The following is a 13,457-nucleotide window of genomic DNA, read 5'->3' as shown; positions in this document are numbered from 1 at the left end:
TCACGTCACGTGCACCGGGACGCTCGTGACCACCACGCCGGGCAGCGCCCGCAGGGCGGTCCGCAGCCGCTGCTCGGCGCGGCTGTGCAGCAGCCGGTACCGCCGCCGGCGCAGCACCACCTCCGGCACGATCACGGTGAGCGTCAGATCCGGGCTCGCGGTGTGCAGCGCCTCCAGGTAGTGCGCGAGCGGCCCAATCACCGACCGGTACGGCGACACGATCGTCTCCAGCCGCAGGTGGTCGCCCCAGGTCCGCCACTGGTCCCGGAACCGGTCCGCCTCGTCCTGCGCCGGAGCGATGTGCACGGCGAGCGTCGGCCGCCCGAGTGACGTCGCGTACGCCAGCGCGCGCAGCGACGCCCGGTTCAGCCGGGCCACCGGCACCACCACCAGGTGGCGTACCTGCTGGGGCAGTTCGTCGCACTCGGCGGGCGGCGCGGGCGGCGGCGAGTGCAGCGCCAGCGCGCCGTGCAGCCGGTCGTAGTGCCTGCGGATCCGGCGGAACAGCAGCACCAGCAGCGGCACCGCGAGCACCACCACCCAGGCGCCCTCGGCGAACTTGGCGACCGCTGCGGTCAGCAGCACCAGACCGGACAGCGTCGCGCCGACCGCGTTCAGCGCGAGCCGGCGGCGCCAGCCCGGTCCCCGGCGGCGTCGCCAGTGCACCACCATCCCGGTCTGGGACAGCGTGAAGGCGAGGAAGACGCCCACCGCGTAGAGCGGGATCAGCCGCTCGGTGTGCCCGCCGAACGCGACGAACACCAGCACGGCCGTCAGCGCCAGCGCCACCAGCCCGTTGCTGAACGCCAGCCGGTCGCCCATGTGCAGGAACCGGCGCGGCGCGTGCCCGTCCCGGGCCATGAAGAACAGCAGCCGGGGAAAGTCGTTGAACGCCGTGTTCGCCGCGAGCAGCAGGATCAGCGCGGTGGTGGCCTGGAGGATCGCGTACCCGGGTCCGCTGGGGAACGTCACCCGGCCGAGCTGGGACAGCAGCGTCTCGTCCGCCCGGGGCGCCAGGCCGTCGAGGTGGATCAGCCCGACCAGGCCAGCGAAGAGCGTGACCAGCATGGCCACCATCCAGCCGAGCGTGGTGCGGGCGTTGCGCCACTCGGTCGGGCGGAACGCGGGCACCGCGTTGGAGACCGCCTCGATGCCGGTCATCGACACCGCGCCGGAGGAGAACGCCCGCAGGACCAGCAGCAGGCCCAGGCCCTCGGCGGCCGGCACCGAGGGCGGCGGCAGCGGCGCGAAACCCCGCGAGGCGGCCTTCGCGTACCCGACCGCCAGCACCGCGACCAGCACCACCACGAACGCGTACGTGGGCAGCACGAAGATGTTCCCGGCGGTGCGTACGCCGCGCAGGTTCCCGGCCAGCAGCACGGCGATCACCAGCACGCCGATCGGCACCGCCCACCGGTCGAGCCCGGGCAGCGCCGAGGTGACCGCGTGCACCCCGGCCGCGACCGACACCGACACGGTCAGCACGTAGTCGAGCATCAGCCCGGCCGCGGCGGCTAGTCCCGGCGTACGCCCGAGGTTGTCCCCCGCGACGATGTACGAGCCGGCGCCGTGCGGGTAGGCCGGGATGGTCTGCCGGTACGACAGGCCGACCGCGACCATCAGCACCACCAGCACGGCGGCGAGCGGCAGGGCCAGCCCGAGCGCGGCGCTCCCGGCCAGCACCAGCACCGCGAGCATCGCCTCCGGCCCGTACGCCACGGAGCTGAGCAGGTCGGAGGAGAGCACCGGCAGCGCGACCAGCTTGCGCATCCGCTCGTACAACACCGACGCGCTGGACAACGGCGGACCGAACAGGGTCCGGCGGACCCGGGCGACCGACCGGCCGGCCCGGTTGCCGGGCAGGTCCGCCGCGCCGGTGGCGACCAGTTCGCCCGGCTGCGCCACGGTGAACATGTCGATCGGCGCCAGCCGGCCGAACCGGGTCGGCGCCGGCTGGTGGTCGTGCCGCCCGAGCGTCGGGTCGACCGGCAGGTCGTCAGCGCGGCGCGGGCGGCGCCACCGCTCGCCGATCCGGCCGAGCGCCGCCCGTTCCTCGTCGCCGAGCGGCGGGAACTCGGCCGAGGGCGTGACGACGGTGCCCGCCTGCGCCGCGTCGTCCCGCTCCGCCCTCACCCTGAGCACTTTCGTGCAAACCGGACCGCCCGGTGGCCGGAACGGCGCGACTTCGCCCCGACCGGCTCAGTCGGGCGCGGGAGCGTCGCCGGGTCGCCGCGCCTGCGTCGCGTCGCCGAGCGGGGTCGGGTCGGCGGGCGCGGCGACCGGCGTGACGCGGCGACCGGCCCGCGCCCCGCCGAGCACCACCACCGCCACGCCGGCCAGCAGCAACGCCAGGCCCGGCAGGGCCAGCGGCCGGGGCAGCTGATCCAGCCACACCCAGCCGATCAGTGCCGCGCCGGGCGCCTCCAGCAGGATCAGCACGCTCACGGTGGTCGCGGAGACCCGGTGCAGGGCGTAGTTGAACATCGAGTGGCCGAGCAGTTGGGCGCCGGCCACCAGGCCGAGGATCGCCAGCCAGGTCGGGCCGTCGAAGCCGTGCAGGCGTACCCCGCCGAGCAGACACACCACCAGCAGAACTAACGCGCACACGCCGTAGCAGACGGTGGTGTAGGTGGTGGTGCTGATGCTGGCCCGGGCCCGCTCGCCGAAGGCGGTGTAGACGGCCGCGAACAGGCCGCCGACCACTGCTAGCAGGTCACCGGCGAACGCGCGGCCGGAGACGCCGAAGTCCGCGCCGGTGGCGAGCGCCGCGCCGAGCACGGCCACCGCGATGCCGGCCCACACCGCCGACGGCAGCCGCCGGCCCTGCCAGCGGGCGATCAGGCCCTGCCACACCGGCTGCGTCGCGCCGAGCGCGGTCGCGGCCGCGACCGAGGTGAGCTGCGCGCTCGGCATCCAGGTGGCGAAGTGTGCGGCCAGCGCCACCCCGGCGAGTACGCAGTAGAGGCCCTCACGCCGGCCCGGCCCGACCGTCAGGGCGCGCAGTTCGGCCCGTCGACGGGTCAGCGCCACCGGCCCCAGGACCACCGCCGACAACGCGGTACGCCAGAACGCCACAGCGAGCGCCGAGGCGGCGGCGAACGCCACGAGCGGCGCCGAGGACGACACCGAGGCGACGGCTAGGGCGAGCGCGCCCACCGTCAACACGTCGAGCGGCGGGCGGTGCGGAACGGTCGGCACGAACGGTAATCCTCACACGGACACCCGACAGACACGGAAAGTCAGCACTCCGTTACGATCATGCGTCCCGGCGATCTCCCCTCGACGTCCGGAGGCGTTCCCTCATGCCCAGATTCCAGGCCGTGCTGTTCGACTTCTTCGGCACCCTGACCCACGGCGTCCGGCGCGGCGCCGCCCACCGCGCCACCGCCGAACTGCTCGGCTGCTCCACCGAGGCGCTGGTGGAGGTGCTGGACGGCAGCTTCTACGAACGGGCCAGCGGTTCCTTCGGGAACGCCGAGTCCACCATGCGCTGGGTGTGCGCCCGGCTCGGCGTCCACCCGTCCGACGCGGCGGTGCGCGCCGCCGTCGCCACCCGCCACCGGGCCGTACGGGCCGACACCCGGCTACGCGCGGAGGCGGTTTCGGTGCTGGCCGCGCTGCGCCACCGGGGCGTCGGCACCGGGCTGGTCAGCGACTGCACGCACGAACTGCCGGCGTTCCTGCCACAGCTCGCGGTCGCGCCGCTGCTCGATGCCCAGATCTTCTCGGTACGCCTCGGACGCTGCAAACCGGACCCGGAGCTGTACCTCGCCGCCTGCTACCGGCTCGGCCAAGCCCCGGCCGACTGCCTCTACGTCGGCGACGGCGACAGCCAGGAACTGACCGGCGCGGAACGGGCCGGGCTGAGCGCGGTCCGGCTGGCCGCGCCGGACCTGGCCGGCCACGTGGTCCTCAACGCCGACCACGGCTTCGACGGGCCGTCGCTGACCTCGCTGACAGACGTGCTCGACCTGCTCGACCCGGTCCCCGTCGCCTGACCTGGCTCGTCGGACGCGGCCCGGCCTGTCGGACGCGGCCTGTCGGACGCGGTCCGGCTCGGCCGGAGGTGGCCGGGTCGCATCGGGCATCTGCCGCCTGACGCCCCGGCCGGTTCGCGGTCAGCGGCGGCGGACGCGGTGCAGGCGGAACGGCTTGCGGGCGGCCCGCACCACGGGGGCGGGCCGGGGCTGCTCACTCAGCGAGTCGTCCGGCAGGTCGGCGCCGGTCACTGCGGTGCCGGCGGGTGTGAGCCGGTTGAGCGCGCACCCCTGCGCCGCCCACCGCTCCACCAGGTCGGCGGCGGCCCCTGAGGCGTTGAGCCGCTTCGCCGCGACCAGCGGCGCGGCGGTGTCCCACTCCTCGGTGCCGGGCCGCAGCCGGGTCACCCGGGCCGGCCAGGTGACGATCCGTCCGCCGTGGTCGCCGCGCAGTGTGACCTCGGCCGTCTCGCTGTCGGCCAGCCCGGCGGCGGCCTGCTCACCGGGGCCGGTGACCACCAGCAGCGTGCCGTCCAGCGGGAGGCACCACAGCGCGTACGCCGGGCCGCCGCCACTGCTCACCCAGCAGACAGCGGCCTTCTTCACCGCCTCGTCCACCAGCGGAGGAGTCACCCGCTCGTCCACCTCGTCACTCACCCCGCCATCCTCCCCCATCCCGGCCCATCCCTCCCGCCCTCACCCTCACCCGCCCACCCGCCCGCCCACCCGCCCGCGCCTCCGGCCGGTTGACCAAGGAGTTTGTGTCCTCCAGAGGCCCGTTCGCCGACACAAACTCCTTGATCACCGGGTGAGCCCTCCGGGCGGAGGGAGAGGCGGAGGGAGAGGCGTGGGCAGGGTGGGGTCAGCCGATGAAAGGGGGGACGGTGATCTCGCCTCGGGCCACCGGCATCACATGGCCGGAGACGGTCGCGCCCAGCGCCAGCCCGCCGGAGGCGGTCACCGTGCAGGTCAGCGTGGAGGGGCGGTGGATCTCGATGCCCTGCCGGACCGTGTACTCCGCGCGCCCCTCGCCGGGCAGCAGCCCGCTGGCGACCAGCCACACGCCCAGCCCGAGAGCGGCCGAGCCGGTCGCCGGATCCTCGGGCACGCCGAGCCCCGGCACGAAGACCCGGGCGTGCGCGGTTTGCGAATCGGCGTCCCAGGAGAAAAGGCTGACGTGCTCCACGCCGTACCGCTCCGCCGCCGCCGTGTTCAACCGTGCCCGGGCCACCGCGTCCGGGCGTACCGGAAGGTAGGGGAACTCCAGACCGCAACCGGCGACGCGCGGTGGCGGGCCGACGTGGTCGGGGCCGGTGAGGCCGACCATCTCCAGCAGCGGTTCCGGGTCGAGTTCCGGGCCGAGCGTGGGCGTGCCGCCGGTGAGCGTCGCGCCGGTGGCTGTCACCTCGATCGGCAGGACGCCGGCGCCGCACTCCTGGGTGACCCGGCCCGCCTCGAAGACGCCGCGCCGGCTCGCCGTCACCGCGGCGCCGACGCTCGGGTGCCCGGCGAAGGGCAGTTCGTCGGCCGGGGTGAAGATCCGCGCCCGGTAGGTGGCGCCCACCTGTGTGGGCGGGAGCACGAAGACCGTCTCGGACAGGTTGAACTCCAGCGCGAGCGCCTGCATCTGCTCGGTGGCCAGCCCTTCCGCGCCGAACACCACGGCCAGCGGGTTGCCGGCGAAGGGGCGGTCGGTGAAGACGTCCACGATCTCGTAGCCCAAGGTCGACATGCTGTTAGAGAGTAGGCCCTTAGGCTGGTGCCCGTGAGCACGCCGAACCGGGTCTACCTCGCTCGACTCGCCGGAGTCGCCGTTTTCGACCCGAACGGCGATCAGGTCGGCCGCGTCCGGGACGCGGTGGCGCGGATGCGCGCGACCCAGCGACCGCCGGAGGTGGTCGGCCTGGTCGCCGAGATGCCGATGCGGCGGCGCATCTTCCTCTCCATCAACCGGATCACCTCCATCGATCCGGACGGCGTGGTGCTCGGCAGCGGCACGCTCAACCTGCGCCGCTTCGAGAAGCGCCCGAACGAGCTGCTGGTGCTCCAGGAACTGCTCGACCGCCGGGTCCAGGTCGAAGGCGGGCGGGCCGGGTCCGTGGTGGACGTGGCCATGGAGTGCAGCCGCGGCGGCGAGTGGACGCTGAGCCGGGTCGCCGTCCGCGAGCACACGGGCCGGCTCACCCGGCGCGGCCACCTCCACCAGGTCGACTGGGACCGGGTGCACGGCCTGGGCGCGGTGGGCGACAACCGGGGTACGGCGAACCTGCTCGCCATCCTGGAGGACCTGCGCCCGGCCGACCTCGCCAACGCCCTCCAGGACCTGCCCGACGCCCGGCGCAACGAGGTGGCCGCCGCGCTCGACGACGAGCGCCTGGCCGACGTGCTCGGCGAGCTGCCCGAGCACGACCAGGTGGAGATCCTTGCCGCGCTGGACCGCCAGCGCGCCGCCGACGTGCTGGAGGAGATGGAACCGGACGACGCCGCCGACCTGCTCAACGAGCTGCCCCCGCCGGAGCAGGACGTGCTGCTCGACCTGATGGAGCCGGACGAGGCCGACCCGGTACGCCAGTTGTTGCGCTACGCCTCCGGCACCGCCGGCAGCGTGATGACCTCGGAGCCGGTGATCCTGCCGCCGGACGCCACGGTGGCCGAGGCGCTGGCCCGGATCCGGGAGCCGCAGCTCTCGCCCACGGTGGCCGCCCAGGTCTTCGTGACCCGCGCCCCACTGACCACGCCCACCGGCCGCTACCTGGGTATGGTGCACTTCCAGCGGTTGCTCCGGGAACCTCCGGCCGATCTGCTCGGCGGCATCGTGGTGAACGACATCGACCCGCTGCGGACGTCGACGCCGCTGCCCGAGATCACCCGCCGGATGGCGACGTACGACATGGTGAGCATGCCGGTGGTGGACCGGAACAACCGCCTGGTCGGCGCGGTGACAGTGGACGACGTGCTCGACCACTCCCTGCCGCGGGACTGGCGGGACCGGGACGCGGCATCCCCCTCGTCCGCCACCCACGACGGCACCCTGGACGGCGACGATGAGTGATCAGCGACGGGGCGACCGGCTGGACCAGCCGCGCGCCCCGCGGAACCTGCGCCTGCGCCGGGTCGACGCGGAGACGTTCGGTCGCTGGGCCGAGGGCATCGCCCGGGGCATGGGTACGGCGAACTTCCTCGTCTACATGACGCTGATCCTGGTCGCCTGGTTCCTGTGGAACACGCTGGCCCCGGCGAATCTGCGCTTCGACCCGTACACCTTCACGTTCCTGACCTTGATCCTGTCCCTGCAGGCGTCGTACGCGGCGCCGCTGATCCTGCTCGCGCAGAACCGGCAGGCGGACCGGGACCGGATCGCGCTGGACGAGGACCGGCGACGGGCCACGCTGCAGAAGGCCGACACGGAGTACCTGGCGCGGGAGATCGCCGCGTTGCGGATCGCGATGGGTGACGTGGCGACCCGGGACTTCCTCCGCTCCGAGCTGACCCGGCTGGGTGAGGAGCTGGACGAGGCCGCCGAGCGGCGGCGCAAGCTGGAGCGGCGGCAGCAGGAGCGCGGGACCCGCCGGGCGGCCGGCGTCGAGCGCCTGGACGAGCCCCGGGACGAGCTGGACGGCGACTTCGCGCGGGACGGTCGCTACGACGGCTGACCGGCCATCGAATCGCTCACACCGCCCCCGCCAGCGGCGGTGGCAGATGACCCGCGACGTAGCATTGCGGGCATGTCAGCACCCGTCAGCACCGTCTCCGACGCGATCCAGGCCGCCCTGGCCACCGTCAACGACCCGGAGATCCGCCGGCCGATCACCGAACTCGGCATGGTCCAGTCCGCCGAGCGGGACGACGACGGCGTGGTCCGGGTGGAGCTGCTGCTCACCGTGGCCGGCTGCCCGCTGAAGGACAAGCTGCGCAGCGACATCACCGCCGCGGTCGGCGCGGTGCCCGGCGTCAGCGGCGTGGAGATCGTCTTCGGGGTGATGAGCCCGGAGCAGCGCCAGGAGCTGCAGTCGAAGCTGCGTGGCGGTGGTGCCACGGCCGAGCCGGTGATCCCGTTCGCCCAGCCCGGCTCGCGGACCCGCGTCTACGCGGTCGCCAGCGGCAAGGGCGGCGTCGGCAAGTCGAGCGTCACCGTCAACCTGGCCGCCGCGCTCGCGTCCCGGGGCCTGTCGGTGGGTGTGGTGGACGCGGACATCTACGGCCACTCGGTGCCCCGGATGCTCGGCGCCGACGGCGCGCCGACCCGCGTCGAAGACATGATCATGCCGCCGCAGTCGCACGGCGTGAAGGTCATCTCGATCGGCATGTTCACCCCCGGCAACGCCGCTGTGGTCTGGCGCGGGCCGATGCTGCACCGGGCACTCCAGCAGTTCCTCGCCGACGTCTACTGGGGTGACCTGGACGTCCTCCTGCTCGACCTGCCGCCGGGCACCGGCGACATCGCGATCTCGGTGGCCCAACTGCTGCCGAACGCGGAGATCCTGGTGGTCACCACTCCGCAGGGCGCCGCCGCCGAGGTGGCCGAGCGGGCCGGCGCGATCGCGCTGCAGACCCACCAGCGGGTGGTCGGCGTCATCGAGAACATGTCCTGGCTGGAGATGCCGGACGGCTCCCGGATGGAGGTCTTCGGAGCCGGTGGCGGCGCGGCGGTGGCCGAGTCGCTGACCCGGACCATCGGCGCGCAGGTGCCGGTGCTGGGGCAGATCCCGCTGGACACCCGGGTACGCGAGGGCGGCGACGCCGGTCAGCCGATCGTGCTGGCGCAGCCGGACGCGCCGGCCGCGAAGGCCATGTTCCAGGTCGCCGACCGCCTCGCGGTGCGCCGCGAGTCGCTGCTCGGCAAGCCCCTGGGCCTCAAGCCGGCAGGCCGCTAGCTCCCACCGCTCCCCACCGCCCCTTCCCGCGTACGCGGGAGGGGGCGTCCCCTTTTCCGGGGTCGATCATGAGGTTGGCGGTCGCCGGAGCGGCGTGTCGCGCCGTCAACTTCATGATCAGCGCGACAAGAGGGCCGTCAGGTGGCGTCGTCGTAGGACGGGCGGGGGGCCGGCGGCGTCGGCGTGGGCGTGCCGGTGGCCACGCTGGGGGTACGCAGGTCGGCGGCCTTCGCGACGTCCTTCAGCTCGTCGTGCACGCCGGTGACGTCCGAGCGCAGGTTGTCGTACATGCTCTGCAGCGGCTTGCGGATCGCCTGCTCGTCGTCCTCGCTGAGCAGGTGCTTGCGGATGAACGCCTTGGGGTGCAGATCCTCCAGCTGGATGTCCGTGCCCAGCTCGCGGCTCAGGTCGCCGGTGGCGTTGCGCGCCATGTTGCGCAGGTTGCGGACCATCCGGAGACCGTCGTTGATGACGTTGGGCAGCCGATCCCCGAAGATCAACAGCGCCAGGAGCAGCAGGACGCCGATCTCCCACCAGTTCAGGTTCTCGAACACCGCGGCCTCCTCGTCCGTGTCAGGGCAAGACTACGCACGTCAGGTGACCGTCCGGGAGGGGGTGACCGGTGCTCACTTCGCGTCAGCGGCGAGCGTCACCGACGCGTTCTGCCGCGACGACCCACGCCGGTACTCGACTGTCACCACCGACCCGGGCGCGTACTTGCGCACCAGCGCCACCAGATCGGTCGGGTCGGTCATCGGATGGCCGTCCAGCCGCAGCACCACGTCCCCGGTACGCAGCCCGGCGGCCGCCGCCGGGCCGGCCGGCTCGACCGCGTTGAGGCGTACCCCGCCGCCGGTGGCGCCGGTGCCGCCGACCTGGGCGCCGATCACCGTACGCCGGGCCTTGCCGGTGCCGATGATGTCCTCGGTGATCCGCTTCGCCTGGTTGATCGGGATGGCGAAGGCAAGGCCGATGTTGCCGGCCTCCTGCCCGTCCGCCACCAGTGACTTGATCGTCGAGTTCACGCCGACCACCCGGCCGGCCCCGTCGACGAGCGGGCCGCCGGAGTTGCCGTGGTTGACGGCGGCGTCGGTCTGGATCGCGGCGTAGTAGCGGGTCGGCCCGCCCGGCTCGCCGGCCTGCATCGTCCGGTCCAGCGCGCTCACGATGCCGGCGGTGACGGTGTTTGCCAGCGACAGCGGCGAGCCGATCGCGAGCACCGGGTCACCGACGGCCAGGGCGTCGGAGTCGCCGAACTGCACCGGGGTCAGCCCGGTGCGGGAGACTTTGATCACTGCGATGTCCGACTCCGGGTCCTGCCCGACCACGGTGCCGGCGGCGGTGCTGCCGTCGTTGAACACGACCGTCGCCTTGCCGGGGCCGTCGGCGACCACGTGATCGTTGGTGACGATGTGCCCCTCGGCGCTGACCACGAAGCCGGAACCCTCGCTGGTGCCGCCGAGACTGACCACCCGGATGGTGACCACGCTGGGCAGGACCCGCTCGGCGACGCCCGCGAGCGACTCCGGCTTGCGCTGGGCCAGCGCCGGGGCCTGCCCGGACTGCGCGCCGAGCGTCGGCACGTCCCCGCCGCGCAGGAGGGCGTACGTCAGGGCGCTGCCCAGGGAACCGGCCAGCAACGCCGTGACCAGCGAAATCAGCACCACCTGGCGCAGCCCTGGCCGGGTCGGCAGGTCCGGATCGGTGACCGGCTCCGGCTCACCCGCCCCGGGCGCCGGCGCGGCCGGAACCACCACTGCGGCCGGCGCGTACGGGTCCCGCCACGGGTCGGCGAGCGCGTCCGACCACCACGGCGACGTCGCCTGACCCGGGGTGTCCTGCGCGGGTCGTCCCGGCGCCGGTCCACCCGGTGCCGGTGATCCGCCGGGCCGGCGCCAGTCCCAGCCGTCGGTCACGTCGGTGCCTCCCACTCCGTCCCCCTTGCCCCGTGCCGGAGACCGGCGGAGCCGGACGACCGTGACGCGCGGGACGCATCCAGGATTACACGGATGACGCGAATGGAGTCAGGGGTTGCCCTCCGTGACCGCTTCACAGCGGACTCGCGGCTGCGCGGGTACCGGCCCGCCTCTACGCTCACAGTGCATACCGCCCCTCGCACCAGTCCGCCCCCGGAGGTGTCCCATCGCCACGGTCGCCGGTCACGGCAGTTCGACGGCCCAGGCGCTTCACTTCGCCGAGTCGTACGTCACCGAGGACCTCGTGCTGCGCACGGCCCGTGCCCTCGCCCACGAGGTGGGGGTGGAAGCGGTCACGCCCGGGTCGGGCGCCGCCCTGCGGCTGCTCGCCGCCGCCGGCAGCGCCCGGGCGGTGGTGGAGATCGGCACCGGCACCGGGGTGAGCGGCGTCTGGCTGCTGCGCGGCATGCGCCCCGACGGGGTGCTGACCACGATCGACGTCGAGGTGGAGTACCAGCGCATCGCCCGTCGGCTGTTCCAGGAGGCGGGTTTCCCGTCGGGACGTACCCGGATCATCACCGGCCGGGCCCTCGACGTGCTGCCCCGGCTCGCGGACGGCGCCTACGACCTGCTCTTCGTGGACGCGGCGGCCACCGGCTTCGCCGCGTACGTGGACGCGGCGCTGCGGCTGCTCCGCCCCGGCGGGGTGCTCGCGCTCAACGGCGCGCTCGCGGCGGGCCGGATCGGCGATCCGGCCGCGCGGGACGTCGAGACGGTCACCGTGCGGGAGACCATCAAGACGATCCGCGAGTCGGAGAACTGGGTGCCCGCGCTGCTGCCGGTCGGCCACGGCCTGCTCGCCGCTGTGAAGAGCTAGATCAACCCAGCGTCGCCAGCCAGCGCAGCAACCCGCGTACGCCCCAGCCGGTGGCGCCCTTGACCAGCTCGCCGTGCGTGTCGTCGGACCACGACGGCGCGGACATGTCCAGGTGCGCCCACCGGTCCCGCAGGTCGCCGGTGAACTCCCGCAGGTACAGCGCGGCCACCACCGAGCCGGCCCCCTGCGCCGGGGAGCTGTGCAGGTCGGCGACGTCGCTGGCCAGGTGTTCGACGTAGTCGTCGGCGAGCGGCATCCGCCAGGCCCGCTCACCGGCCGAGGTGATCGCGTCGAGCAGGTCGCCGGCCAGGGCGTCGTTCTCGCTGTAGAGCGCCGCGTGCCGCTTGCCGAGGGCCACCGCGTTCGCGCCGGTCAGCGTGGCCAGGTCGATCAGCAGGTCGGGCTTCAGCTCGCGGACCGCGTACGCCATCGCGTCGGCGAGCACCAGCCGGCCCTCCGCGTCGGAGTTGGTGCTCTCGCTGGTCAGCCCGCCGTAGTGCCGGATCACGTCGCCGGGGCGGAACGCCGACCCGCTGACCATGTTCTCGGCGAGCGGGGCCAGCGCGGTGACGCGTACCGGCAGCCCCAGCTCGGCGGCGCCGAGCGTCGCGGCGATCACGGCGGCGGCCCCGGCCATGTCCTTGCGCATGAGCTTCATGGCGGGCACCGGCTTGATCGAGATGCCGCCGGTGTCGAACGTGATGCCCTTGCCGACGAGCACCACGTGGGTGCGCGCGCCCTCCGGCCGCCAGTCCAGCTCGACCAGCCGCGGGCCGCTGGCGGAGCCGCCGCCGACGGCCAGGATGCCGCCGAAGCCCTCGGCCGCCAGCTCCTGCGGGCCGCGTACCCGCAGGTGCAGGCCGGTACGCCCGGACGCGGCGCCGGCCACCTGCGCGGCGAACCACTCGGGGTTCTTGGTGGACGAGGGCGTGTTCGTCAGGTCCCGGGCCAGGCGGGTCATCTCGGCGGTGGTCCGGGCGGCGTCGAGCGTGCCGGCGAGGGTCTCCGGGTCGTCGACGAGCACCAGCGCCTCGGCCAGGGCGGGACGTCCGCCGGCCTCGGTGAGCCGGAAGCGGTACGAGCCGAGCAGCAGGCCCTCGGCCAGGCCGCGCAGCGCCGCCGTCGCCTCGACGGGAAGCGCGATAGTGATCTGCGTCTCATCCTTCGCCGCGCGGGCCAGCGCGGCCCCCGCGGCACGCCAGTCGCGCTCCTCGCCGTTCCCGACGCCGAGCAGCCACAGCCGTCCCGGAGCGCCACCGGGACGCAGGTGCTCGCGCACCTCACCGACGGCGCCGGTGAGCCGGGTGGCGGGCAGCACGGCGGCGGCCTCGGCCCGGACGTCCTCGCCGGGCGACACCGCGGTCGGGACCAGCTCGGCCGGAGAGTCCGGCTTCCCGGGACGGACGGGCAGGGCGAGAGCGTCGGACCCCGCGGGTCCGCTCACCAGACGAATGACCAGCACGCTGGACCGTACCTCCGAAACGGTTTCAACGGGGACGTTTCATCGCTCGCCCACCGAGGAAGGCCCTGAGCCACCGGCGACGCCGGTGGCTCAGGGTATGACGAACCGCCCGCGCGGCGGACGCCACGCGGACACTCCTCGAATCAGCCCGCTGCCGCCTTCAGCGCGTCACCAAGCGCGGTGGCCTCGTCGGGAGTCATCTCGACGACGAGCCGGCCACCACCCTCCAGCGGGACACGCATGACGATGCCCCGGCCCTCCTTGGTGACTTCCAGCGGACCGTCGCCCGTCCGCGGCTTCATCGCCGCCATGTTGTCTCCCCTCAGACCTACACCAGGGTCGGTGAGTTGC

At 73.8% G+C, this 13,457-nt stretch carries 13 protein-coding genes; 5 read left to right on the top strand and 8 right to left on the bottom strand.

Annotation, left to right across the window (positions count from 1 at the left end; genetic code table 11):
* On the bottom strand, window positions 1–2,133 hold the full coding sequence (locus tag MicB006_RS03505; RefSeq protein WP_225980631.1) for an APC family permease: 2,133 nt from the start codon (window positions 2,131–2,133) through the stop codon (window positions 1–3).
* 66 nt (window positions 2,134–2,199) lie between these two features.
* Window positions 2,200–3,198, bottom strand: coding sequence for a DMT family transporter (locus tag MicB006_RS03500; protein WP_116503779.1), 999 nt, complete (start codon window positions 3,196–3,198; stop codon window positions 2,200–2,202).
* Between the two features lie 104 nt (window positions 3,199–3,302).
* Here MicB006_RS03500 and MicB006_RS03495 point away from each other — a divergent pair, with 104 nt between their 5' ends.
* Window positions 3,303–3,998: an HAD family hydrolase gene (locus tag MicB006_RS03495; protein WP_073825614.1), complete on the top strand. Its 696-nt coding sequence runs from the start codon at window positions 3,303–3,305 to the stop codon at window positions 3,996–3,998.
* A gap of 120 nt (window positions 3,999–4,118) precedes the next feature.
* On the opposite strand, the gene MicB006_RS03490 is transcribed toward MicB006_RS03495, so the two are convergent.
* Together MicB006_RS03490 and MicB006_RS03485 are read right to left on the bottom strand one after the other, a co-directional pair.
* The gene (locus MicB006_RS03490) at window positions 4,119–4,652 is read right to left on the bottom strand and encodes a hypothetical protein (RefSeq protein ID WP_192900184.1); all 534 of its coding nucleotides are present in this window, start codon (window positions 4,650–4,652) and stop codon (window positions 4,119–4,121) included.
* 187 nt (window positions 4,653–4,839) lie between these two features.
* Window positions 4,840–5,709 carry a PhzF family phenazine biosynthesis protein gene (locus tag MicB006_RS03485; RefSeq protein WP_073825620.1) on the bottom strand — a complete coding sequence of 290 codons (870 nt, stop codon included), beginning with the start codon at window positions 5,707–5,709 and terminating at the stop codon, window positions 4,840–4,842.
* A 33-nt stretch (window positions 5,710–5,742) separates the two neighbouring features.
* Between MicB006_RS03485 and MicB006_RS03480 the strand changes: the two genes are divergently transcribed.
* The 3 genes from MicB006_RS03480 (at window position 5,743) to MicB006_RS03470 (ending at window position 8,851) form a co-directional block, all read left to right on the top strand.
* Window positions 5,743–7,029, top strand: coding sequence for a magnesium transporter MgtE N-terminal domain-containing protein (locus MicB006_RS03480; protein ID WP_116511138.1), 1,287 nt, complete (start codon window positions 5,743–5,745; stop codon window positions 7,027–7,029).
* Entirely contained in the window at window positions 7,022–7,630 is a 609-nt protein-coding gene (locus MicB006_RS03475; RefSeq protein WP_116503775.1) for a DUF1003 domain-containing protein, read from the top strand. Before MicB006_RS03480 ends, MicB006_RS03475 begins: the two co-directional genes overlap by 8 nt.
* Window positions 7,631–7,702: 72 nt before the next feature.
* On the top strand, window positions 7,703–8,851 hold the full coding sequence (locus MicB006_RS03470; protein WP_116503773.1) for an Mrp/NBP35 family ATP-binding protein: 1,149 nt from the start codon (window positions 7,703–7,705) through the stop codon (window positions 8,849–8,851).
* Between the two features lie 137 nt (window positions 8,852–8,988).
* Here the strand turns inward: MicB006_RS03470 and MicB006_RS03465 are convergent, their stop codons facing one another.
* Both MicB006_RS03465 and MicB006_RS03460 read right to left on the bottom strand, forming a co-directional pair.
* The gene (locus MicB006_RS03465) at window positions 8,989–9,405 is read right to left on the bottom strand and encodes a preprotein translocase subunit TatB (protein ID WP_073825630.1); all 417 of its coding nucleotides are present in this window, start codon (window positions 9,403–9,405) and stop codon (window positions 8,989–8,991) included.
* Window positions 9,406–9,477: 72 nt separating this feature from the next.
* Entirely contained in the window at window positions 9,478–10,782 is a 1,305-nt protein-coding gene (locus MicB006_RS03460; protein WP_192900183.1) for a S1C family serine protease, read from the bottom strand.
* A 211-nt stretch (window positions 10,783–10,993) separates the two neighbouring features.
* Here MicB006_RS03460 and MicB006_RS03455 point away from each other — a divergent pair, with 211 nt between their 5' ends.
* The gene (locus MicB006_RS03455) at window positions 10,994–11,644 is read left to right on the top strand and encodes an O-methyltransferase (RefSeq protein ID WP_255419527.1); all 651 of its coding nucleotides are present in this window, start codon (window positions 10,994–10,996) and stop codon (window positions 11,642–11,644) included.
* Between the two features lies 1 nt (window position 11,645).
* Here MicB006_RS03455 and MicB006_RS03450 read toward each other — a convergent pair whose 3' ends face one another.
* Both MicB006_RS03450 and MicB006_RS03445 read right to left on the bottom strand, forming a co-directional pair.
* Window positions 11,646–13,106, bottom strand: a complete 1,461-nt coding sequence (locus MicB006_RS03450; RefSeq protein ID WP_116503771.1) for a M17 family metallopeptidase — start codon at window positions 13,104–13,106, stop codon at window positions 11,646–11,648.
* 143 nt (window positions 13,107–13,249) lie between these two features.
* Window positions 13,250–13,417 (bottom strand): DUF3117 domain-containing protein, encoded by a 168-nt coding sequence (locus MicB006_RS03445; RefSeq protein ID WP_013283866.1) that lies wholly within the window; start codon window positions 13,415–13,417, stop codon window positions 13,250–13,252.
* Window positions 13,418–13,457: the final 40 nt, after the last annotated feature.

Source organism: Micromonospora sp. B006 (assembly GCF_003408515.1).
In the GTDB taxonomy this organism is placed as follows: Bacteria; Actinomycetota; Actinomycetes; order Mycobacteriales; family Micromonosporaceae; genus Micromonospora; species Micromonospora echinospora_A.
Note: the sequence above shows the minus strand (reverse complement) of the source record. Positions and strands in the feature narration are given on the sequence as shown.